Below are 22,697 nucleotides of genomic sequence, written 5' to 3'. Positions count from 1 at the left end.
CTCATTTAGAAACAACAAGAATTTATAACGGTAAAACTATGCCAACTTTAGAAATATCTTCCAAAAAATTACAGGTTATTCAAGCCGCCATCCAACTTTTTACCACGTATGGATTTCATAGTGCAGGCGTAGACCTGATTATCAAAAAATCCAAAATTCAAAAAGCGACTTTTTATAACTACTTTCACTCGAAAGAACGCCTTGTTGAAATGTGCTTAATCTTTCAAAAAAGCCGACTTAAAGAAGAGGTGCTGGCAATTGTTTATTCACACCGCTACCCAACCGCAGCCGATAAACTCAAAGAAATTGTCCGTTTACATGTCGATTTAAACAGTTTTTACTTTTTGCTATTTAAGGCCATTTTTGAATTAAAACTGCTTTATCCTCGAGCTTATCGCATGGTGATTGAATATAGAAAATGGCTACTTAAAGAACTTTTTGATTTGATATTTAGTCTAGAAAGTCGTGGCTTAAAAGCTGATGCAAACATGATTTTATTTATGATTGATGGTGCAATCATCCAACTTTTAGATCCTAATAAAGCTAGTGAAAGGGAGCAATTGTTGGATTATTTTTTAAATGCTTTGGACGGAAGTTTGGTGACTGTATGAATAGGAGTATAAAATTATATTAATAATATATTCTATATCAGTAATTATATTATCTAACTTTTTATTAATTTTTACTTAAGCTCTTGTAATTGTAGTAATTTGTTTTCACATTTTTTATGAGGTGGTGTTTTGTAAGGTGTTGATTTTTAATCTTATTATATAGAATCTAGAAAGTTGTTATTTGTAAAAGGCTAGATTTGAAAATAGACAAATCTGTCTATTTTTTATAAAATATAGTAGTTTATAACTCAGATTTATAAAAAAGTGATGTTTAATAATATCTTTCAAATTTTAGAGAATTTTGGTTTTCTCTCAAAACATCGTTCGGTATACCTTCAATTTTCAGATGCATCCCTGAATAGCCAAGTTTTTTTACAACGTATAGATGGGCAACATTATCTTAATCAGGGCATAACTGCAGATTTGATTTGTTTATCAACCAATGCTCACCTTCCACTTAAAAAATTTATAGGTGTACAGGTTGCTGTTGATCAGGTGACAGATCAAGGACAATTATTTCGTACTACAGGTATTATTACTGGAGCGTCACAGGGGCAAAGTGATGGTGCTCTAACTTTATATAAGCTCACAATAAGTGATTCAACTTATCTTTGGCATAAACGCAGAAATAGCCGTGTGTTTATGAACAAGAGTGTGAAAGAAATTAGTGAAATTCTTTTTCAAGAATGGCAAGGGAAAAGCCCATTATTTGCTGCTAGCCTTACACTAGATTTGAGTGGGTTAAAACAGCAATATGATACTCGTCCTTTCATTATGCAGTTGAACGAAACTGACTATGACTTTCTAACTCGTTTATGGCGAAGTGAAGGTATTAATTGGCTGATTGATGAAGCGGAACTGATTGTACCGAATAATACAGATCATATTCAGGCACAAAAATTACGTCTCATTGATGATAATAACCAATTTCAAGCGCTGACAAGAAGAACGGTTCGTTACCATCGAAGTCATGCAACTGAACAGTTTGATAGCATGACTAGTCTAATCGCTGGTCGTAGCTTACAGCCGACTTCTGTGTATGTGCAGCGTTGGCAGTCAGATGTATTACAACAAACAGATGGGGCTGGTAATGTACAAAGCAAACATCAACATAGCAGTAATTATGACAATCAGAGTTTAAGTCTTGAAGATGCTTGGCATTTTAGCCCAGCATGGATACAAGATTTGAAAGGTGAAGATGGTGCAACACCAGCAAGTGGTCAGCAGCTAGAAAAGTTCAATCAAAACTTAAGTGCTTATCATGATGCTCAATCTAAGCAGTTTGTTGCTCAAACTACTGTACGGGATACACAAGTCGGCTATTGGTTTGAACTTAATGAGCATCCAGAAATTGATCTACATAGTGGAGCAGACAAAGAGTTCTTAATTATTGGTAAGAGTTACTATAATCAAAACAATTTACCCAAAGATTTAAATCAGCAAATTCAAGCTTTGGTTCAACAAAGCGATTGGCAGTTGGGTAACACAGAAGAACGTCAGGGTAATGAGCTGATTTTACAACGCCGCAATATTAAAATTGTGCCTGAATATCAACCATTACAAAATCGACCTAAAGCTTCTCCTCAACGTGCACGTGTCGTTGGTCCAGAGGGTGAAGAGATTTATGTTGATCAATGGGGACGCATTAAAGTTCGTTTCTTGTTTACCCGAAGTGATGACCATAACCACGATGGTGGAGCGGGAAGTAATGACAATGACACTGATTCAGCTTGGATCGATGTTTTAACCCCTTGGGCTGGAAAGGGGTATGGTGTACGTTTCTTGCCACGTGTTGGAGAAATCGTTGCTATTAATTTCTTTGATGGTAATGTCGATCGCCCATTTGTAGTTGGACGCATTCACGAGGCCGAACGTCATCCAACCCGATTTGACCAGAAAGGACAGTTACCCGATACCAAAAAACTAAGTGGGATTCGTTCAGAAGAGGTGGATGGAAAAGGCTTTAACCAGTTACGACTTGATGATACGACTGGGCAAATTAGTGCACAGTTACAAAGTAGCCATGCTGTTAGTCAGTTAAACCTTGGTAATTTGAGCCATCCTAAAGAAAGTGCGACAAGTGAAGGTCGTGGTGAGGGGTTTGAACTCAGAACGGATCAATGGGGGGCTGTTCGAGCTGGTAGTGGTTTACTCATTACTACTCATAAACAAGACCAAGCCCAAGGTGTACACCTTGATGCAAATAATGCCGAACAACAAATAGAGGATAGCCTCAACAATGCCAAAGCACTTAGTGAAGTTGCTAAAAATCAGCAAACCGATCCACTAGAAGTGCTTGAAAATCTAAAAACTTTTTTAGAACAAATTGAACAGCAAGATAAAGATAAAGCAGCTGTATTTAAGCAAGCTATTATGGTGTTAAGTGCACCAAATAGCATGGCTATAGTGAGTAACGAAGACATACATCTAAGTGCAGATGGCCAATTAAGCCAAAGTGCTGGAGATAGTATTAATTTAAGCACTCAAAAGAACATAATTGCACACGCACAAAATAAGATCAGTCTTTTTGCAGCCCAACAGGGAGCTAGGCTCTATGCGGGTAAAGGGAAAGTTGAGATACAAGCCCAAGCTGACGGAGCAGACTTAATTGCACGTAAAGGTGTTCAGATTATTTCTACAGAAGATCGAATTGAAATTACTGCCTCTAAAGAAGTTGTAATCACATCTGGTGGTTCCCAAATTAAGATCAATAGTTCGGGAATTTTCCCCGTCACAGGCGGGAAGTTTGAGGTGAAAGCTGGGCAGCATGTATTTACTTCTGGAGCAAGTGTAAGTGCAAATACTCAACAGTTACCTGTGTTGGGAGAGCTAAATCAGCATAATTTGCGGTATCTTTTGAAAGATAAAGAAGGTATTCCGTTTGCTCATCATAAATATATTGCTTTTATGGCAAATGGGAAAAAGCTGGAAGGTATTACTGATGAGAATGGATATACTCAGTTAATTAAAACTGTACGTCCAGAAGAAATATCTGTCCACTTGTATAACAATGAAGAAATTAATATAGATTAGTCATGACAAAATTCTATCCATATGTTGTATTAAAAACTAATGTTAGTCCTAAGTTATTAAAATATAACATTTATATATACAACACAGTACGCAACCAAGCTGAGACAGCTATTCTTTTTAAGGATACTGCTTTTAAGAAAATAGGTAATGAGCTTTATCAAACTAAATCGATCGAAATCGATAGCTCAAAAATAGGACTAGAAAGACTGAGAGATTGTGTCATTATTCTTAATTTATATCGACTAACTACTTCAGGGCAAGAAAGTTTAGTGATTAGTCATTATATTGTTCCAGATAAAATTGAATCTTATCCTTACCAAAATCATGAAAAGAATAAAAATATTCCAGTAACAAAATACGTTGAGTCAACTGCTGTCACTAAAGTTGTTAAAGGTGATGTTTCTAAAAATGATTTTGAACTTGCTTTAAACCGAAATCGAATTTTTCAGTGTATTGACTCTGGGTGTAAACCAGGAGAGGCAAAAGATCCTTTTTCTAAAGCCCAAATTGAGGCTGGATTACAGTCGAGATTGAATGAACCTCTTCCAGATCAAGATAGAACATCATTATGTGGGCCAGCAGCTTACTTTTTTTGTTTAATTAATTTAAGTCCGTCTAACTATAAATTAGCAGTAAAACAACTATGGGAAAAGGGTCAAACTAAAATTGGACAGCTTGAAATTAAGCCTTCAATAAATGGATGCAGAAGAGTCCGAAATTTTTATAAAAAAACAAATGGTGAACCCAATATTCCTCCAATTGATTGGATCACATTTGCAAGCTTACGTGAATCTGAGAATTTAGCTCTTAAACTTAATGATCCTGAACAAGAGGTTGCAGGAATTACACCCTGGCCAGAACTGAGTAACTGGTTTAAGAAAACAGGCTTTAAGGGCTTAAAAACGTACCCCTTTTATTTTAATGGTTATAGTCCTAGTTTAATAAGTGAAATTAACCGATACGCTGGTGAAGGTTATTATGTAATTACCTTAATATCAGCAAGCCTTCTTAGTAGTGGTACTAGTTCAGGTACTCAAAGTTTTCCAGATCATTGGATTGTTTGGACTGATAAATTAAGAGATATAAAAGGACAGCCGATTACAAACTCTTCAGATCCTTATAAAACTGAAGTTCGACTGAAAATGTTTACGTGGGGGGAAAACACCCAAAGACTCGGTAGAGGTATATCTCTATATAATTTCGAAAAGAAAGTTTTTTTTGCTTTAATTGTTAAAAAGGAAAAATTCTAATGAAAATTAAACTTATTGCTATTTTCTCAATATTATTGATACTTACAGGTTGTGGTAAGAAATATACGATTACACCTGACGAATTACCAGTTGCTCAGGTCAATCAAAAATATTATCAAGTGATTCATATTGAAGGTGGTAAAGTCGTTGATAAAGATCAACCATTGAATACAAATATACCTGAAGATTTAGGAGTAACAGTTCAACCTGCTAATAATCTCGATGGTTATAATATTATTGAAGTCAAGGGAACCCCAAAGTATAAAGGTACATTTACAATTCATATTTGGGCTGGTTTTTATGGAGGCGGTAGTAATGAGATCAATAAAACTTATAATTTTACAGTTAAGTAAAAAGAGATTTTAACTTGTAATAAGTAAATTGAAATTTCTATCCATTTAATAGGAATAAGAGAGACTAATGATGGGGAAATCTAATCACTATATTTGCTCTATTATTTTTTTAATATTATTGATACTTACAGGTTGTGGAAAAAAATACAAGATAACACCTGATAGCCTGCCTATAGCTCATGTTAATCAAGAATATAAGAAAACTATAGAAATATCAGGAGGTAAGGTTGTCGATCAATATGCTGAATTAAATACGAATATTCCAAAAGACTTTGGGATAACTGTTCAACCAGATAATGATTCAAATGGCTATAATATTTTAGTTGTGAAGGGGACTCCAAAATGTAGTGGAGAATATCTCATAACGATAAGAGCTGATTTCTTCGGTGGTGGTGGTGCTGAAATCAAAAAAACCTATACTCTCAAAGTTGAGAAATAAATATTTTAAATTTTAAGAAGTTCCAAAATTAACTTAATACTCTTCCCAAAAAATAGTTTTATTTATAGGCTATTTTTATTTGCAATTTTTATCAATGCAAATTTAACAATAAATTTTAATATTTGAAAGCCTTCTTGGTCGTGGTAGTTAATTTTGAAAAGAAAGTGCTTTTTGCTTCAATTGTTAAAAAGGAGAAACTCTAATGAAAATTAAAATTATCGCTATTTTCTCAGTATTATTGATGCTTACAGGTTGTGGTAAGAAATATACAATTACTCCTGATAGTTTGCCTATAGCTCATGTGAATCAGGAGTATAGACAACTTATTCAGATTTCTGGAGGTAAGGTTGTAGATAAAGATGCTGAATTAACTACAGATATTCCCGAAGATCTTGGTATTACAGTTAAACCAGAAAATGATTTATCTAGATACAATATTATAGAGATCAAAGGAAAACCAAAATATAAGGGGTCATTTTCTATAAAAATTTGGGTGGGTTTTTATGGAGGTGGTAGTAATGAAATTAATAAAACTTATACTTTTACAGTTCAGTAAGAATTTTAAAAATTAAATTAATCTACATGTCTATTATTGAACCAGATTAACTAAATATAAAAATAGTGTCGATCAAAGATGTTATTAGATTATTCTTTATTTCTTTGTGATAGGAAACATAAGGACGAATGGGAAAGGAAAGTAACTAAAGTTGCTTACTTTCCTTACTTTAAAAATAAATTAAACCTGAACTTAATTTATATAAATATTACTTCTTTTGCTTAAAACGGTATTTACATTTTAGACAGCGATAATCTTGAAAAATATTCTTGTCGATTATTACGCCAGCTTTCTTACCAAAAATATTACCAACTACACCGCCAGTAATTCCTGCACTAATGGCACCAACAAAAGTCCCTACAGTTCCGCCAACAATTACACCTAAAGGACCAGCAACAGTACCAATAGCTGCTCCAACAGTAGCACCAGTCGCAGCACCACCTACAGTGCCTGCCGTTGTGCCAGCAGCTGTGAGTAAAACACCGCCAGTTGTTCTAAGTAATTTGTCATGGTCACGTGCTTCAATTTCTGTAGAACCACACTTAGGACATTGCAGAGCTTTTTCCATAAAATTTCCTGTCTTCATCATTGAGTGACACAGTTGACGGCTAAATCAGTAAAGTGGGTAAAGAGCCTGTCTTGCGATGCAGTATCTTTTGCCTATTGAGTGATCGTAACGATAACTGGTCTGCTTTGATTTTAGCTGAACATTGACACAAATATTTATAGATCATGTAAACACTTGTACTTTAATAATTATCTCATTAAATACCAATGCTTAGAATGACTAAGGTTTACATATCCATGTGTCTAGCAGAGAGCAATTCAATAATGATGAATAGAATGTGAATGGTTTTTTGAATAGATTTTCTGAAGTTGCTTAGGGTGACAATATGGTAAATGATAAAAGGCTTATCCAGTTTGAATAAGCCTTTTTTGAATATTAGAGTGCTTTTTTCCAACTTAGAAATTTATATAGCCCAAACATGAATGTAATCCAGATTGGAATTAAAATAACTGATTTTTCAAACCCTTGAGTCCACATGATATATAAAATCATGCCAATAAAAATCAAAACGATATAGTTACTTAAAGGTGAAAATAGAGCAGGGAACTTGGCAACTTTATTTTCAAGTTTCATGGCACGTTTAAACTTTAAATGCGTAAAGCTAATAATTGCCCAGTTTAAAACCAGTGCAGTCACGGCCATGTACATGAGATAGCTTAAAGCTTCTTCTGGGATAAAGTAGTTCAGCAATACACAACCGAAAATCAGAATAGAAGAAAAGATAACAGCAGGTGTTGGAACCCCTTGTTTGCTGACTTTTGTAAAAATTTTGGATGCATGGCCTTGTACTGCTAGACCATATAACATACGACTGTTTGCGTACATACCGCTATTATAAACAGACAGTGCGGCTGTTAAAATAATAAAGTTAAGCAAATGTGCTGCCCAACCAATACCAAGCTGGCTAAAAATCATCACAAATGGACTTTTATCTAAACCACCGAGGTCAAGCTGATTCCACGGAATAAGCGACATGATGATAGCAAGCGAAGCCACATAGAAAATCAAGATTCGAAAGATGACTTGGTTAATGGCTTGTGGAATGCTTTTTTCAGGATTTTCAGCTTCAGCAGCAGTCATTCCAATTAGTTCAATACCGCCAAAAGCAAACATTAAAAAGGCGAGCATATAAAATAGGCCCGAGAACCCATGCGGGAAAAATCCGCCATGTTGCCATAGGTTTGAGACGCTAGCGATAGAGTCACTACCCGCTGTAATCAATAAATATAGACCAAACACAATCATCGAAATGACAGCAGCGACTTTAATAATAGCTAACCAAAACTCAGATTCACCATAAAATTTAACATTGCCCAAGTTCAAACATGTGACTAGAACAAAGAAAAATAAAGCTGATATCCAAGCGGGAATATGGGGCCACCAGTAATGTACATATTTAGCGACTGCTGTCAGCTCGGTCATTGCAACTAGAATGTAAACTACCCAATAGTTCCAGCCCGATAAAAAACCGGGGAATCTTCCCCAATATTTTTGTGCAAAGTAACTAAAAGAGCCGACCACAGGTTCTTCTACGATCATTTCACCCATTTGGCGCATAATTAAAAATGCAACCAAACCAACGATGGCATAACCTAAAATAATAGAAGGACCAGCGGACTGGATGACTTGTGCAGAACCTAAAAATAAACCTGTCCCGACAGCACCACCCATAGCGATTAACTGGATGTGACGATTTTTAAGTCCACGTTTTAATTGGGAAGATGAGTTGCTCAAAATATATGCGCTGAATTAAAAAGCTGGCGCTATTGTAATAGATTGGTTAGGGATAACCTAGTTTGAAAAGGATTTTACTCAGTTAAATAAAAAAGGATTCGCACAAAACTGCACGAATCCTTTTTTAGAAAAAGAGATCTTTTTAAGATTAGAAAGACACCATTTTGCCAGGGTTCAGCATTGCACCGATTCCATACATGCTTTTTGCGAGTGGAATAACAACGGGTGCAAGGGTACGACCAAACATAATATTTTGATGGTCAATTTTAGATAACATTTCAAAGTCATTAGATTGCCCGACAAAATCACTTGCGATGGCTTTACCAATACGAACAGTCTGCGCCACACCATGACCGCTCCAGCCGTGAACAGCATAAATTGGGAATTTATTGCCAAACTTACGGCTATCGACTGCACCATTTACCGTTAAATCAGTCGTTCCACTCCAGACAAAATCCATCTCTAGATTTTTAATTTGAGGGAAAACTGTATGAATTCGATGCTCTAGATAATTTAAAGTTTTCTCTGGTCCCCAACATGTGCCAGTGCCTTGTCCACCAAACAATAAACGGTTATTAAACACAGGGCGGTAGTAATCAATCTGGAACTGAGTGTCATAAACTGGATGTCCAAATGGCAGAAGCTCTTTTGTATCAAGCTCTAGCGGAGCGGTGGTTGCAACATAAGTATAAAATGGAATAGTGGTATTGTTTTGTTCTGATAAAAGTTTAAATGACGCATGATGTACCGCTAACACCACAGACTTTTTAGCTTTTACGACAGCATTTGCTGTATGAACATAAATACCATCTGGTTTTTCTTCTATTGAAATGACTTCTGTTTGTTCATAGACAGAACCGCCGTTTTGGCAAAAGCCATAAATTAAGCCACGGTTTAAAGCTAAAGGATGGATTTGTCCACCCAACTCATCAATTAAACCGCCCGTATAATAATCAGACTTAATATAGTCCATGAGTTCATGTTTACCCACAATGCGGGTATGGTCTTCACCTAAATATTTTCGTGCGTCGGCGCCTTGTGTTAAGCCAACTAAATGTCCTTCATGAACGGCGGCAGTAATGTGACCATATTTTCGGTCAAAGTTAAGTTGGTATTTTTCCGAGATGTCATCAATGAGTTGCATCGCTTCTGTAGAGGTAAAATGCCAGAGTTTTTTGGCATCTTCATAGCCTAAGCGATCGGCCATTTCTTGAGCTTCCCAGCGAGCTAAACCGGGGGTAAGTTGTCCGCCATTTCGGCCAGAAGCTGCACTACCAATGCGATTTTTTTCTAATAAAACAGTATCTACGCCTTGTTCAGCTAAATGTAATGCACTCGATGAACCTAATAAACCACCGCCAATAACCACGACATCACATTCAATATCAGCTTTTAAACTGTCAAAAGTATGCCAATCAGAAAGTGAGCTTTCATAGTAGTTTGCTGGATTATCTGCCGATGCACCTTCTACAGTTGTTGCGTCAAATTTTGCATGCTTTGGATTTAACCAACTCCACTCTTTGCCCACTTGTAGAGATTTACTTGGTTTATATTCCACGTCTTTTAAAAGTTGAGGTTTAGAAATAATTTTCATGACGAAGTTCCTTAAAAATTAATAAGCATTACTGATAGCAATACTTTGTTTTTTAATCGTTTTATAGATAAATAGGAGAATGCCCAAAGCTAACCAGAAACATCCAAAAATCAGTGAAGATGAGTCAAGATTAACCCAGAGGCAAATAATGCTGATTACAGAGATAAGCGGTAAAAATAGGTTTAGAAATTTGTTTTTAAAACCTGCGCGCTGTTTATCTTTAATATAAAACTTCATAAAAACAGAGAAATTTACGGCTGTAAAAGCGACTAGGGCACCAAAGCTGATGAGGCTTACGACTTGGGCTAAATCTAGAAAAACCGCAGACATTGAAATAAGACCAACAAACAAAACCGAAAAAAATGGTGTACCTAATGAGATATGAATTGTCCCAAAATACTTTTTAGGAAAAATATTATCGGTACCCATTATATACAGTAAACGTGAAGCACTGGCATGAGAGGCAAGGCCAGAAGCGACAGTGTTCATAATTTGTCCGCATAAGAATACAGATTGGAAAAAAGCACCACCCACGTAAAGCACAATTTCAGGCAACGCTTCAGATGGATGCTGAAAGCGTAGATTGTTTGGAAAATAAAGTTGAATAAACCAAGCTGCTGTGAAGAAAATCAGTCCGCCTGCAAGAGTTGTTAACATGACTGCGCGGGGAATATTTTTGGTGGGTTGTTTGGTTTCATTAGAAAGCGTGGTAACCGCATCAAAACCTAAAAATGAAAAGCACAAAACTGAGGCACCCGCAACGAGGGGGAGTAAAGATTGGTGCTCATGCCAGAGTGGCGCCAAAGTAAGCACATGCTCATAACCTTGAGTCGAGCCAATACCCTTAATCACTAAATAAACAAAAATGACCATAAGTATGATGGGGGCAAATACAAACAACAGGCTTAAATTGGCGAGTAATCGAATGCGGAAACAATTCACTAAAGTGACTAGGCTTGCTGATACAAGTACCCAGAACCAGTAAGGCAGGCTTGGGATAAGGGCTGTGAGATAAATCGCAGCTAGCAAAACATTAATGAGGGGTAATAACAAATAGTCGAGTAGTGAACACCAACCGACAAAAAAACCACTTTTAGGCCCTAAACTTTCAGCAGTATAGCTATATGCTGAACCTGATTTTTCTGAATTTTGACTAAATCTTGCATAGCTCCAAGCGGTGAGTAGCATGGCACCAAGTGCGAGCAAATATGCCAGTGGTACGTGTCCATTGGTAATTCCAGAAACAATACCGAAGGTATCAAATACCGTCATAGGGGTCATGTAGGCAATACCAATAATCGTGACTTGCCAAAGAGACAGTTTTTTTAAGGAAGACGTTTTATTTTCCATGTCATTTCAACCTCAAATTCGTTGTTTTGCTTTTCATCCGGAAAAGCGATGCTATTTTTGAGCCAAAACTTCCCCTAGACCTGAATAAACAAGTCTGTTTGGAGAAACTTTGAACAAAAGCTAGGGGCTGTTTCGCTTTAGTGATGCCCTAAAGCAAGATCAGATATTTATATTTTCGGCTTCACTCTAGATCACGACCAGTTGAAAAGATTGACACGGTCGTGAGAGAACCTGCTCATGGCTTTGGTCTTTAAATAATGTGCCTGTTCTGATGGTGATGTCATTTGAAGTAATCACTCGAGAAGAGTCGTTAATCACAATTGCTTTTTGCTTAATATTCTTGAGCTTCGGCATAAGAAGTTTTTCGAGTGCGGAAACTAAAATATCGGTAGCAATTACACCGATAAATTGATCACGAATCATGACCGGATGGGCAAGGGTGATGGTGTATGCGCCATTGCAAATATAGTCGACATAGGGTCCATGGATGCACGGACTTTTGTTTTGAGCAGGCTTATGGAACCATTCGAAAGAGCGAAAATCTAAAAATCGCTGAGCATTTTGATAGTTTTCAAGTTTGGCTTGCTGTAACTGATCTTCTTTTTTATACCACCATTCGAGTGTCCAATAATCCTGTTCTTCTTGCGTTGCAGGACTATAACTTGCAAAACCAATACCTTGACTGTAATGGCTTTCCTGTAATGCCTTTTTAATTTCCTTTTGCAAAGCTGTGCGTTCTGAACCTGAAAGCTTAACGTCTTTTGTTTTTTCAGGTTCATGTTTTGAAAGAATTTTGCTCGCTTTAGTTGCCAGCTTTTCTGTAATGGCTGTCGTTTCTTCAACCACCGTCTTTAACAAATTTTGAAGCTCTTCTATATCTAAATGTTGGGTCATTCCTATAACTCCTAAAATTCCGTATTTCTCACTCGATATTTGATAAGCGCTCTGTTTTATTATTTTTATTCGATAGATAACTTATATCGAAGCATTTGGTCTGTTAGCATCGAAATGATTTTTCGCGCTTGAATAACAGCATCATCTTCATTGCCTTGAACAAAAGATGATAAAAGTTGGTGGTGTTGAGCGACGACCAGTTGATGAAATTGATCATCTTGATAAAGCACTGCGATGAGCGGCGCCCATTCGGCTTGTATAGTTAACTCTTGATTTGCCAAGCGAGCTGATTGAGCAAAAGAGGTGAGTGTGAGCAAGCAACGTAAATCAAGTTGGGCACGAGTGTCTGCTTCAACGGCCTGTTCAAATTGATCGATAAGTTCTTTGATTTTGCCCAGCTCATATTCAGTGGTTCTTTGTGCTGCCAAATATGCAGCATGACTTAAAATTGCACTATGAAACTCGCCTAAATCAGCTAGATATTCATTGGAAGCTTGACGCAGAGGGTGCTTGTTTAAGAGTAAATCGGAAGGTAACTCGCAAACAAAGCTTCCGCCGTTTCGCCCACGTCGTGTATCAATCAAACCTTTTACGCGTAAAGTATTTAAAGCTTCACGAACTGTAATGGGTGACACTCCCATTAAGCGAGCTAAATCCGCTTCGTTAGGAAGCTGTTCATTGCTTTTGAGCAATCCAGAGATAATTGCATTTTCCAAGCGTTCTACAACTTGTTCCGATCGAGTTGCCTGAGCGATAGGTGCAAAAATTATCGTATATGCTGACATGGCGAATTCTCTAAAAGCTAAGTCCGAGACTTAGCTTAATGAAACGGATAAATGGTTAAAACACGCCATATTGATGGACTGCCTGTTCATCTTCAGGCACAGCTGGTATTGCATCCCAAAGTTCAACAATTTTGCCATTATCTACACGCCATAATTCAAAATAGGCATGTCGATTTCCAGCAATACTTCCTTCGGAATGTGTCAAGACAAATTGACCATCAGCAATGGAGCGGTGAGTTTTGGAGTATACCAAACCTTGTCCTTCATTACGGATATTGTTCAAAAAATCAATCACTTCCTTAACACCATCGCCAATATCTGGGCTATGTTGAATGAACTGATCGTTGTGAGTGTATTCTTTAAATGCTTCGTAGTTGCCATCAATTAATGACTTCTTAAAGAACGAGGTCACAATCTCACGATTTTTCTCTGGATCATGATGAGTGACGATTTCTGTTGGACCATCTAATTGTGTTCTACCACTCACATTCGGAGCTGCTTCTGCTACCAGTCCATCCCAATGTTCCACAATTTTGCCGTCTTTCACTCGGTAAATATCAAAACCAACTAACGGGTTTTCATCTAATCCTTGAAAGCGGCCATGAATTGCAACCAAGTCACCATCTGCCAATACACGTACAGCTTCATGTTGCATGTCAGGACAGTCTTCTACCAATTGGCGAAGGCCTGAAATGCCATTTGCAACGAGTGGTGAGTGCTCTATAAAGTCTTCAGAAAAATAACGGTCCAGAGCAGTGGTGTCGTGCAAATTAAAGAGTTCGTGATGGGCTTTAGTCACCAAGTCTTTCATTTCTTGTTTATTCATTTTGATTTCCTTTCAAAACTCATTGTTATTATTCATTTGAACTCATTACATGTTTAACGCGGGTATATTCTTCAAAACCGTAGCCAGATAAATCTTTACCATAACCTGACTTTTTGAAGCCGCCGTGTGGCATTTCTGCGGTTAAAGGAATATGGGTGTTAATCCAAACTGTACCGAAATCGAGTTCACGAGACAGACGAGTTGCGCGGGCATGGTCTTTGGTCCAAACACTTGAAGCTAAGCCATATTCAACATCGTTGGCTTTTTCAATCGCATCATTTTCATCTGTAAATTTTTGAACGGTAATCACTGGTCCAAAAATTTCATTTTGAATTGCTTCGTCGTGTTGTTTTAAGCCACTAATAACCGTCGGTTCAAAATAGAAGCCTGGACGGTCTGCCTGTTTCCCGCCCGTTTCAACTTTAGCGTGAGCAGGTAAGTTGTCGATAAAGGCTTTAACATTTTTCAATTGGTTGGCATTGTTAAGTGGGCCATAAAGTGCGTCTTGATCATCTGGATCACCAAAACGGGTATTTTTTGCAGCTTCAACAAGTTTAGCTAAAAACTCATCATGAACTGCTTCAGACACAATTACACGTGTTGCCGCAGTACAGTCTTGGCCTGCGTTGAAATAGCCCGTTAATGCAATCATTTCAACTGCTTTATCGAGGTCGGCATCTTCAAAAACCACTACAGGTGCTTTACCACCAAGCTCAAGATGAGCTTTTGCTAAATTTGCCGCAGCAGAAGCAGCAACTTGTAATCCGGCGCGAACTGAACCTGTAATCGAAACAAGTGCAGGGGTTTTATGTGATACAACTTTTGAACCGACCTGAGCTTGGCCTAACACCACGTTAAATGCACCTTTAGGGAAAAATGGTGCAGCAATTTCTGCCAGTAAAAGCGTACTTTCAGGCGTAGTATCACTTGGTTTAAGCACTACTGTGTTGCCTGCGGCTAAAGCTGGAGCAATTTTCCAAACAGCCATCATGAGTGGATAGTTCCAAGGTGTAACTTGACCAACCACACCAACTGGTTCGCGGCGAATTGAAGAGGTTAAACCTTCTAAATATTCACCTGAAGCAGTGCCATTGAGTAGGCGAGCAGCACCTGCAAAGAAACGAACCTGATCTGCTGATGCACCCACTTCTTCCGATGCAATTAAGTGTTTTAACTGACCCGTATTACGACTTTGAGCCTCAATTAAACGCTCCGCATTTGCTTCAATAGCATCTGCCAAGTTGAGTAATGCTTTTTGACGAGTCGAAGGTGTACTGCGTCCCCAAATTTTAAATGCTTCTTTTGCAGCAGCATAAGCTGCATCAACTTCTGCCTCGGTTGCATTCGGTGATTGCGCATAAACTTCACCGGTCACTGGGCTTACCAAGTCGAAATAATCATTTCCTTTGCTAGCAATATATTCGCCGTTAATAAAGTGTTGTAGTTGAGTTTTAGCCATTTTTTATACCTTGTCCTTAGGTTTTAACATATAACATATAATACTATATGTATTATGTTTTAAATTTTCTGTCAAATGCTTTGATGAAGGGAGTAAGTGAAAAAAGTTGGAATTTAAATCAAATTGGATTTTAAGTTTTTGATTTGATTGTTTAAAAAATATTAAAAATTTATTGAAGATTTTTAGGAGAGGTTGATTGTCGTACTAGTTCAGTAGATTTGATGAAAGACAATTGAATAATTTGCTAATCGAGAGCAGCTTGAGGAGCCAAGATTCATACTTAGCTCATCAATTTTTTGATCTTATGATTTGAAATTAAAGTGAATGATTAGGTTTTATGACTCGCAAGCAGAATGCTAGTTTCACTGTTATAAATACCTGAAATATTCCTGATTCTTTCTAAAACTTTATCGAAGTTTTCTAAGGTGTCAGAGCGTAGCTCAACCAAAATGTCCCATTTGCCATTGGTTTTATGCAAACATTCCACGGCACTTTCTAGGCGTAATTCTTTAATCACAGACTGTGCTTTAGTGCCTTCGACCATAATGCTCATCCATGCACGGATGACGTTGCGTTCAGCATTCGGTTTAAAACGAACCGTATATCCGGTAATAATGCCCGAAGACTCAAGATACTCCATTCTCTTCTTAATAGTTGCTCTTGAAACGTGAACTTTTTCGGCTAATTCAGTAACAGACATCCGTGCGTTATCTTTAAGTAAACCTAAAATAATTTGATCAATGTTATCCATATTGTAATTGTCAATTATCAAATTGGTAAAAAATAATTCATTTTTGACTGAATTACAAATTTTGTGAATCAATTTGATTTTGAATAATAGGGTCATCAGTTAAGCCTAATAATTCAATTTAATGGACTAGATAAAATGAATAATTTTGCAGTTTCTCGTGATGACTTTAATGAGTGGATGGTTCCAGTTTTTGCACCGGCAAATTTCATTCCGGTACGTGGCGAAGGTTCACGTATTTGGGATCAAGAAAATAAAGAATATATCGATTTTGCAGGCGGGATTGCAGTAAACGCATTAGGTCATGCACATCCAGTGGCAGTGAATGCTTTAACAGAACAAGCAACAAAACTTTGGCATGTAGGCAACGGTTATACAAATGAACCCGTTCTACGCCTTGCAAAACAACTCACCGAAAATACATTTGCAGATAAAGTATTCTTCTGTAACTCAGGTGCAGAAGCGAACGAAGCTGCACTCAAGCTAGCTCGTAAAGTTGGGCTAGACAGTGGTGTAGCTGGTAAAAGCGATATCGTTGCATTTAACAATGCTTTCCACGGCCGTACCTTATTTACCGTTTCAGCGGGTGGTCAACCTAAATATTCACAAGACTTTGCACCACTTCCAAATGGCATTAATCACGTTGCCTTTAATGATTTAGAAGCTGCCAAAGCAGTCATTAATGAGCAAACTTGTGCCGTGATTGTTGAGCCGATCCAAGGTGAAGGCGGCGTTATTCCTGCTGACATCGAATTTTTAAAGGGTTTACGTGCACTGTGTGATGAGTTTGGTGCCTTACTTATTTTTGATGAAGTACAAACCGGTGTTGGCCGTACAGGTGCACTGTATGCTTACATGAACTCTGGTGTTATTCCAGATGTGTTAACGACTGCAAAAGCACTAGGTGGTGGTTTCCCAGTAGGAGCAATGCTAACAACCGATAAGTTTGCTCCGCATTTTTCAGTCGGTACACATGGTACGACTTATGGTGGTAACCCGTTAGCGAGTGCGGTTGCAGGAGCAGTATTTGAGTTTATTAATACACCTGAAGTGCTGAATGGCGTTAAAGAGCGTCATGACTACTATAAAAACGCTTTAAATCAATTAAATGAAAAATATGAAGTCTTTAAAACGATTCGCGGTGAAGGCTTATTGATTGGTTGTGCATTAAAAGATGAATTCGCTGGTAAAGCAAAAGATATTAATAATCTTGCGGGTGAAGAAGGTTTATTGAGTTTGATTGCTGGTCCAAACGTTGTACGTTTTACACCGTCTTTGATTATTCCATTTGCTGATATTGATGAAGGTCTAAAACGCTTTGAACGTGCGCTTGCTCGCTTTGTAGAAATGCAAAAGGATGAACAAGCAGCATGATGATTATTCGTTACATTGAACCTAAAGATGTTAATGACCTTTACCTGTTGGCGCAAAAAGCAGGTTTTGGTTTGACATCTTTGCAGCCAAATATGGAAAAGTTGGCTGCACGTATTGAACGGGCCTGTAAAACCGTAGCAGGTGAACTTCCAAAAGCAGATCAAGTTTACTTATTTGTTTTAGAAGATACTGAACTCAACAAAGTTGTCGGTGTTTGCGGAATTGAAGTTGCACTTGGTTTAAAAGAACCTTGGTATAACTTTCATGTAGGAACCCAAGTTCATGCATCTGAACCCTTAAGTGTTTATAACGCTTTACCTACTTTATATTTGAGTAATGACCATACCAACTGTAGTGAGCTTTGTACTTTATTTTTAGATCCTGACTATCGCTTAAATAAAAATGGCAAATTTTTATCTAAAGTCCGTTTCTTATTTCTCTCAGCATTCCGTCAATATTTTGAAGAAACGATTGTTGCTGAAATGCGTGGATACTCTGATGCAAATGGACAGTCACCATTTTGGAATGCGGTAGGTCATAAGTTTTTTAATATTGAATTTACCAAGGCCGATTATTTAAGTGGAGTTGGGCAAAAGGCTTTTATTGCTGAGCTGATGCCGAGACATCCACTCTATGTCGATATGTTGCCTGATGATGCGAAAGCTGCGATTGGCATTGTTCACCCAAATACTCGACCAGCCTACAACCTCTTGCTTGAAGAGGGACTACGCTACAAAGGCTATGTCGATATTTTTGATGGCGGTGCGACGCTACAAGCAGATATCGAAAATTTACGGGCAATTAAAGAAAGTCAGACTGTAGCGGTACAAATTGAACAACCTGAAAATATCGCTGTAGGTGATGAAGCTTACATTGTAGCCAATGATGACTATGAAAATTATCGCGCCATTCTTGTGTATAGCAAACCGCACCAAAATATATTGCAGTTAACAAAAGAGCAGGCAAACCAATTGAATGTTGAAAATGGCTCTTTAGTTCGGGTGCTAAGTGTTCAAGTTAAACAAATTTCGAATCCAGAAGTGGTCAATAAACTCAAAGCGACTGAACATTTTCGAATGGCTGTTAATTAAGCGGAAATTACTACACATTTCACCAAATTTAAGAAGGAATAATATATTATCGCTAGCGCAAGATGGGTATATGGATAAATACAATCTTGCTCGCTGAGCTGGAATTAATTAGCCTGTTTTTCTATATAAAAGGTAAATCAATAAAATATTTAATTAACTTATATATTTTAAATATTTATTGAAAATATATTGAGAAGAGCGGGCTAATATAATAACGAAGGAAAGGAATGATGAATAATTTTTATTGTTATAGGTGATAGCTTTTTAAAAGGAATTTATAAGGTCTTAAGTGATTTAATAATATCTTTAGAATGGTTTAATGGACTAAATTAATAATCATATAATTTATTTATTATTAAAGCATTTACGACGGTTGCTATAAATTGGAGTAAATATTACATGAGTAAGAATAACGGAAAGCAGTTCCTGGAAGGAGATCTTCTTGGTAGTCAACATATGACTGAGCAAGAAGAAGAGAAATTGCAGCGCTCACTGACAAATCGTCATATTCAGATGATCGCAATCGGTGGTGCAATTGGTACTGGATTATTTATGGGTTCCGGGAAAACATTAAGTGTTTCGGGTACTTCAATTGTTTTAACCTATTTAATTATTGGTTTCTTCTTTTTCTTCGTGATGCGGGCAATGGGTGAATTGTTGCTTGCCAACACGAATTTTAAAACCTTCGCCGATTTTGCAACAGCTTATCTTGGTCCGTGGGCGGGGTTTTTCCTTGGTTGGTCCTATTGGTGTAACTGGATTATTACTGCGATTGCCGATGTAATCGTGATCGGAGGGTACATGCAGTTTTGGTATCCCGATTTACCCGTTTGGATTCCGGCATTTACATCATTGGCCATCTTAACCATACTCAACTTTGTGGCCGTTCGGCTTTTTGGTGAACTTGAGTTTTGGTTCTCACTCATCAAAATTACTGCAATTATTCTATTTATTCTGGCTGGTATTTATTTAATTGGGACCGGGTTTACTTCACCAAATGGTGTTAAGGCTTCAATGAGCCATTTGTTTGAAACAGAATCAATGTTTCCTTATGGGGTAACAGGTTTCTTGGCAGGTTTTCAAATTGCCATATTTGCATTTGTGGGTATTGAGCTTGTCGGTACGACTGCTGCTGAAACTAAAGATCCGCATACTTCACTTCCAAAAGCGATTAACTCTATTCCTTTACGTATTTTATTATTCTATGTGGGCGCGTTGGTTTGTATTATTGCAGTCACATCTTGGGCAAAAGTTTCACCAGAAAAGAGCCCATTTGTGGAAATGTTTACTTTGGTCGGGTTACCAATTGCGGCAGGTTTAATCAACTTTGTTGTTGCGACTTCAGCTTTATCTTCTGCAAACAGTGGAATCTTTGCGACCAGCCGTATGTTATACGGTTTGGCTTTAGACAACGATGCCCCTAAAAGCTTTAGTAAGCTGTCAAAAAGAAAAGTTCCAATTCGCGGACTTATATTTTCAATGGCGTGCGTAACGGTTGGAACATCTATTTTATTTATTGTGCCTAATGTTATGACTGCATTTACGATTATTTCAGCGCTCACTTCAATTTTATGTATTTTTACGTTTATGTTGATAGTGCTTTCATATATTTATTATCGTAAGAAAAGCCCTGAATTACATGCCCAGTCAAAATATAAAATGCCGGGTGGATTATTTATGGCTTGGATGACCATGTTATTTTTAGTGTTTACTATCGTAATTTTGGCTTTGGACCATGATACTTTAATTGCACTTGAGTGCTCACCAATCTGGTTTATTGGTTTATTTATTGCGTATAAATATAAAAAGAAAAAGATGTTGCAGCTTGATATTTTAAAAGCACAAAAGGTTGATTATATTTAAGCTAGAAGATGTAATTTTTTTAAAGCTAGGCGTGTGTCTAGCTTTTTTATTTTTACAATAAGGAGCTAATTGAAAGAAGTTCAACTTAAAAAGATAAGAGGTATACAAATAAAATTTGAAATGAGATATGGTAAAAATTGTATAATATATAGTTATATATAGATCAGTTGTTTAATTACTAATTCGTTAAAAAATGAGAAAATAATGTTTGAGATAACCCCATACGTTGGAGCCGGTTTAATTAAGTTTGGCATAAGAAGAGAAGAAGTAAGAAAACTAATGTCTGAGTATGAGCCTAGAGTGTCTTGGGAAACCTCTTATTCAGAACCTACTATTGATCGTTATGATAAAACTGGTGTGAATGTACACTATGATAGTACTGATAAAGTTATAGCATTGGAGTTTTATGAGCCTGCTCAAATTCTTTTTAAAGGTATAGAAATATTTAATCTTTCTGCATCAGAAGCTTATAAACTAATGGCTTCATTAGATAAAGATATTGCTATTGATGGGGATGGTCTAACTTCATTTAAATTTGGGATAGGCTTTTATGAGCCGAATTATGAAGAAGAACCATTTTTACCAGTTGAAGCAATTATAATATTCATAGAAGGATATTATGATTAGAAATATAATGAGAAAAATAGATATTTGAAAATTTATATCATTCAAACAAAAGATTCTTGAATAAAAGGAAGTATAGTGGATAAGCAAAAAATTGTAATAGACTATTTAGATAAAAATAATGAACTATCAAAAGAGTTAATATGGGGAGAGATGTACAAGACTGATCAGTACTTTGTTAGAAGTATTCCTTTCTTTGCACCTAATCTTGCATTTGATGATCTTATTCAGGTTGAAATAGAAAATGAAAAGCTCTATTTTGATGATTTAATAAAACCATCTAATAATTCAACATTAAGAATTGTATTTTTTAATAACGATATTAAATGTATTGAAAAAATATTAACTACTTTGGAGTCTTATTTATGTAGTTGGGAAGGCTTTGAAGGTAGATACTATTATGCAATTAATATACCCAAAAAGGTTGATTATAATCTAATTAAAAAATATTTAGATGATAAGAAGATTTTTTTTGATTATGAGGAATCATGCTTGTCAGATAAGCACTCAAGTGATTTATGCTTGTTTTAAAATATTAGTAAATAAAAGAGAGGGGGAATTAGTCATGAGTGATGTTGATAATTTAAATAGAAAATTTGTTGGATATGATAATGTGCATTCTATAAATATGTATTTTGATGACTTTGATGGAGCCTATAATTTAGATATGGTTTTAGCCAAAGATTTATCAGATATATATAGTGAAAAAATAAAAATTAGATTCTTTAATATTACTAATCTTTATCTGAATGATGTTGGTAATAGGTTTACTCAGTTTTGTAGAATGTATATTGAGAAAAATTTAGATGGATGGGATGGTGTTAAATACAACTTAAATCAATTAGAAGATGATAGAATTCTCTTTAAATTTTTTAACTTTGAATTGTTGGAAGAGTAATTTTTATAAAATAATAAACTTTGTATTTGGGAATTTATTTAGTCTATATAAATTAATTTATTGAGAAAATAATGACTGATTTTGTTAAAGAATTATCTGCCTGCCGTGTTGAGGGAACACAACTTCCTTTTTATCCTGAAAAAGTACAAGGTTATACAGAGCAAGAAGTAGAGCTAATTGCTAAAAATCTTAATCTTGATATACATGGACAATTTAGAGATTTTTTACTTCAAATAGGAAAATGTTCAGGGGGCTTATTATTGAGTGATGAGTTCTACATGTATGATTATAGATGTGAAAAATATTTTTTTATCAACTATCAAAAAAATATTCAAGAAGATGATTATATGTTTGATAATCAGGGAAAATTAAATCCTGTAGGCAAAAAAATATTTTTTCTATCCTGTGAATATGAAACCTATCTGTATTATTTATTTACTTCTGAGCAGGATAATTATGTATGGTTCCTTGATAGTGCTGAATCTGCAATTTGGGAAAAAACTAATATGACCTTATTTGATTATCTAAAAAATTATGTTTTTGAAAAAACTAAAAGAAATCGATTTATAGATTTTGATTTAACAGAAGAACAAATTAATAGATCTATTACAGGTCGTTTGTTATAGAAAAAGCCTCATAACGAGGCT

At 36.3% G+C, this 22,697-nt stretch carries 22 protein-coding genes; 13 read left to right on the top strand and 9 right to left on the bottom strand.

The features are described 5' to 3' along the window. The first annotated feature begins 38 nt into the window (after positions 1-38). From HJG58_RS14285 to HJG58_RS14260, 6 genes are all read left to right on the top strand, one after another. Positions 39-611: a TetR/AcrR family transcriptional regulator gene (locus HJG58_RS14285; protein WP_170249424.1), complete on the top strand. Its 573-nt coding sequence runs from the start codon at positions 39-41 to the stop codon at positions 609-611. Between the two features lie 267 nt (positions 612-878). Next, positions 879-3,644 carry a type VI secretion system Vgr family protein gene (locus tag HJG58_RS14280; protein ID WP_170249422.1) on the top strand — a complete coding sequence of 922 codons (2,766 nt, stop codon included), beginning with the start codon at positions 879-881 and terminating at the stop codon, positions 3,642-3,644. A 2-nt stretch (positions 3,645-3,646) separates the two neighbouring features. Further along, on the top strand, positions 3,647-4,894 hold the full coding sequence (locus HJG58_RS14275; RefSeq protein WP_170249420.1) for a hypothetical protein: 1,248 nt from the start codon (positions 3,647-3,649) through the stop codon (positions 4,892-4,894). After that, positions 4,894-5,247 carry a hypothetical protein gene (locus HJG58_RS14270; RefSeq protein WP_170249418.1) on the top strand — a complete coding sequence of 118 codons (354 nt, stop codon included), beginning with the start codon at positions 4,894-4,896 and terminating at the stop codon, positions 5,245-5,247. The genes HJG58_RS14275 and HJG58_RS14270 overlap by 1 nt, the downstream gene beginning before the upstream one ends. Positions 5,248-5,314: 67 nt before the next feature. Next, positions 5,315-5,686, top strand: coding sequence for a hypothetical protein (locus HJG58_RS14265; RefSeq protein WP_235944520.1), 372 nt, complete (start codon positions 5,315-5,317; stop codon positions 5,684-5,686). A gap of 202 nt (positions 5,687-5,888) precedes the next feature. After that, a complete protein-coding gene (locus HJG58_RS14260) occupies positions 5,889-6,242 on the top strand; it encodes a hypothetical protein (protein WP_170249416.1) in 354 nt (117 codons plus the stop codon). Positions 6,243-6,450: 208 nt separating this feature from the next. Here the strand turns inward: HJG58_RS14260 and HJG58_RS14255 are convergent, their stop codons facing one another. From HJG58_RS14255 to HJG58_RS14215, 9 genes are all read right to left on the bottom strand, one after another. Next, positions 6,451-6,810 (bottom strand): hypothetical protein, encoded by a 360-nt coding sequence (locus HJG58_RS14255; protein ID WP_002120526.1) that lies wholly within the window; start codon positions 6,808-6,810, stop codon positions 6,451-6,453. A gap of 375 nt (positions 6,811-7,185) precedes the next feature. After that, positions 7,186-8,544, bottom strand: coding sequence for an amino acid permease (locus HJG58_RS14250; protein ID WP_170249414.1), 1,359 nt, complete (start codon positions 8,542-8,544; stop codon positions 7,186-7,188). Positions 8,545-8,692: 148 nt separating this feature from the next. Next, entirely contained in the window at positions 8,693-10,138 is a 1,446-nt protein-coding gene (locus HJG58_RS14245; RefSeq protein ID WP_170249412.1) for an NAD(P)/FAD-dependent oxidoreductase, read from the bottom strand. 18 nt (positions 10,139-10,156) lie between these two features. Continuing rightward, positions 10,157-11,488 (bottom strand): APC family permease, encoded by a 1,332-nt coding sequence (locus HJG58_RS14240; protein WP_167563946.1) that lies wholly within the window; start codon positions 11,486-11,488, stop codon positions 10,157-10,159. A 186-nt stretch (positions 11,489-11,674) separates the two neighbouring features. Further along, positions 11,675-12,382: a cache domain-containing protein gene (locus HJG58_RS14235; protein WP_130118685.1), complete on the bottom strand. Its 708-nt coding sequence runs from the start codon at positions 12,380-12,382 to the stop codon at positions 11,675-11,677. A gap of 65 nt (positions 12,383-12,447) precedes the next feature. Then, on the bottom strand, positions 12,448-13,167 hold the full coding sequence (locus HJG58_RS14230; protein WP_046813644.1) for a FadR/GntR family transcriptional regulator: 720 nt from the start codon (positions 13,165-13,167) through the stop codon (positions 12,448-12,450). A 55-nt stretch (positions 13,168-13,222) separates the two neighbouring features. Beyond that, positions 13,223-13,993 (bottom strand): nuclear transport factor 2 family protein, encoded by a 771-nt coding sequence (locus tag HJG58_RS14225; RefSeq protein WP_170249410.1) that lies wholly within the window; start codon positions 13,991-13,993, stop codon positions 13,223-13,225. A 28-nt stretch (positions 13,994-14,021) separates the two neighbouring features. Beyond that, positions 14,022-15,452, bottom strand: a complete 1,431-nt coding sequence (locus tag HJG58_RS14220) for a gamma-aminobutyraldehyde dehydrogenase (protein WP_170249408.1) — start codon at positions 15,450-15,452, stop codon at positions 14,022-14,024. A 328-nt stretch (positions 15,453-15,780) separates the two neighbouring features. Continuing rightward, positions 15,781-16,203 carry an Lrp/AsnC family transcriptional regulator gene (locus tag HJG58_RS14215; protein ID WP_002001056.1) on the bottom strand — a complete coding sequence of 141 codons (423 nt, stop codon included), beginning with the start codon at positions 16,201-16,203 and terminating at the stop codon, positions 15,781-15,783. 135 nt (positions 16,204-16,338) lie between these two features. On the opposite strand from HJG58_RS14215, the gene HJG58_RS14210 reads away from it, so the two are divergent. The 7 genes from HJG58_RS14210 (at position 16,339) to HJG58_RS14180 (ending at position 22,676) form a co-directional block, all read left to right on the top strand. Further along, on the top strand, positions 16,339-17,574 hold the full coding sequence (locus HJG58_RS14210; protein ID WP_170249406.1) for an aspartate aminotransferase family protein: 1,236 nt from the start codon (positions 16,339-16,341) through the stop codon (positions 17,572-17,574). Further along, positions 17,571-18,665: an arginine N-succinyltransferase gene (gene astA / locus HJG58_RS14205; RefSeq protein WP_170249404.1), complete on the top strand. Its 1,095-nt coding sequence runs from the start codon at positions 17,571-17,573 to the stop codon at positions 18,663-18,665. The genes HJG58_RS14210 and astA overlap by 4 nt, the downstream gene beginning before the upstream one ends. Positions 18,666-19,064: 399 nt before the next feature. Continuing rightward, on the top strand, positions 19,065-20,528 hold the full coding sequence (locus HJG58_RS14200; protein WP_205668396.1) for an amino acid permease: 1,464 nt from the start codon (positions 19,065-19,067) through the stop codon (positions 20,526-20,528). Between the two features lie 300 nt (positions 20,529-20,828). Beyond that, positions 20,829-21,155, top strand: a complete 327-nt coding sequence (locus tag HJG58_RS14195; RefSeq protein WP_081403625.1) for a hypothetical protein — start codon at positions 20,829-20,831, stop codon at positions 21,153-21,155. 75 nt (positions 21,156-21,230) lie between these two features. Further along, positions 21,231-21,683 (top strand): DUF4265 domain-containing protein, encoded by a 453-nt coding sequence (locus HJG58_RS14190; RefSeq protein ID WP_014206140.1) that lies wholly within the window; start codon positions 21,231-21,233, stop codon positions 21,681-21,683. Between the two features lie 34 nt (positions 21,684-21,717). Then, complete coding sequence (locus tag HJG58_RS14185; RefSeq protein ID WP_032004080.1) at positions 21,718-22,050, top strand: hypothetical protein; 333 nt, start codon at positions 21,718-21,720, stop codon at positions 22,048-22,050. A gap of 71 nt (positions 22,051-22,121) precedes the next feature. Beyond that, complete coding sequence (locus tag HJG58_RS14180) at positions 22,122-22,676, top strand: SMI1/KNR4 family protein (protein WP_170249402.1); 555 nt, start codon at positions 22,122-22,124, stop codon at positions 22,674-22,676. The last annotated feature ends 21 nt before the right edge of the window (positions 22,677-22,697 follow it).

Source organism: Acinetobacter geminorum (assembly GCF_013009345.1).
In the GTDB taxonomy this organism is placed as follows: domain Bacteria; phylum Pseudomonadota; class Gammaproteobacteria; order Pseudomonadales; family Moraxellaceae; genus Acinetobacter; species Acinetobacter geminorum.
This window is presented reverse-complemented; position numbering and strand designations above follow the sequence as displayed.

Coding starts and splice junctions, on each gene's coding strand:
- HJG58_RS14210 (WP_170249406.1), top strand. CDS start 16,339: ATGAATAATTTTGCAGTTTCTCGTGATGACTTTAATGAGTGGATGGTT.
- HJG58_RS14275 (WP_170249420.1), top strand. CDS start 3,647: ATGACAAAATTCTATCCATATGTTGTATTAAAAACTAATGTTAGTCCT.
- HJG58_RS14280 (WP_170249422.1), top strand. CDS start 879: ATGTTTAATAATATCTTTCAAATTTTAGAGAATTTTGGTTTTCTCTCA.
- HJG58_RS14285 (WP_170249424.1), top strand. CDS start 39: ATGCCAACTTTAGAAATATCTTCCAAAAAATTACAGGTTATTCAAGCC.
- HJG58_RS14265 (WP_235944520.1), top strand. CDS start 5,315: ATGATGGGGAAATCTAATCACTATATTTGCTCTATTATTTTTTTAATA.
- astA (WP_170249404.1), top strand. CDS start 17,571: ATGATGATTATTCGTTACATTGAACCTAAAGATGTTAATGACCTTTAC.
- HJG58_RS14220 (WP_170249408.1), bottom strand. CDS start 15,452: ATGGCTAAAACTCAACTACAACACTTTATTAACGGCGAATATATTGCT.
- HJG58_RS14200 (WP_205668396.1), top strand. CDS start 19,065: ATGAGTAAGAATAACGGAAAGCAGTTCCTGGAAGGAGATCTTCTTGGT.
- HJG58_RS14260 (WP_170249416.1), top strand. CDS start 5,889: ATGAAAATTAAAATTATCGCTATTTTCTCAGTATTATTGATGCTTACA.
- HJG58_RS14180 (WP_170249402.1), top strand. CDS start 22,122: ATGACTGATTTTGTTAAAGAATTATCTGCCTGCCGTGTTGAGGGAACA.
- HJG58_RS14215 (WP_002001056.1), bottom strand. CDS start 16,203: ATGGATAACATTGATCAAATTATTTTAGGTTTACTTAAAGATAACGCA.
- HJG58_RS14235 (WP_130118685.1), bottom strand. CDS start 12,382: ATGACCCAACATTTAGATATAGAAGAGCTTCAAAATTTGTTAAAGACG.
- HJG58_RS14225 (WP_170249410.1), bottom strand. CDS start 13,993: ATGAATAAACAAGAAATGAAAGACTTGGTGACTAAAGCCCATCACGAA.
- HJG58_RS14270 (WP_170249418.1), top strand. CDS start 4,894: ATGAAAATTAAACTTATTGCTATTTTCTCAATATTATTGATACTTACA.
- HJG58_RS14185 (WP_032004080.1), top strand. CDS start 21,718: ATGAGTGATGTTGATAATTTAAATAGAAAATTTGTTGGATATGATAAT.
- HJG58_RS14245 (WP_170249412.1), bottom strand. CDS start 10,138: ATGAAAATTATTTCTAAACCTCAACTTTTAAAAGACGTGGAATATAAA.
- HJG58_RS14240 (WP_167563946.1), bottom strand. CDS start 11,488: ATGGAAAATAAAACGTCTTCCTTAAAAAAACTGTCTCTTTGGCAAGTC.
- HJG58_RS14230 (WP_046813644.1), bottom strand. CDS start 13,167: ATGTCAGCATATACGATAATTTTTGCACCTATCGCTCAGGCAACTCGA.
- HJG58_RS14255 (WP_002120526.1), bottom strand. CDS start 6,810: ATGGAAAAAGCTCTGCAATGTCCTAAGTGTGGTTCTACAGAAATTGAA.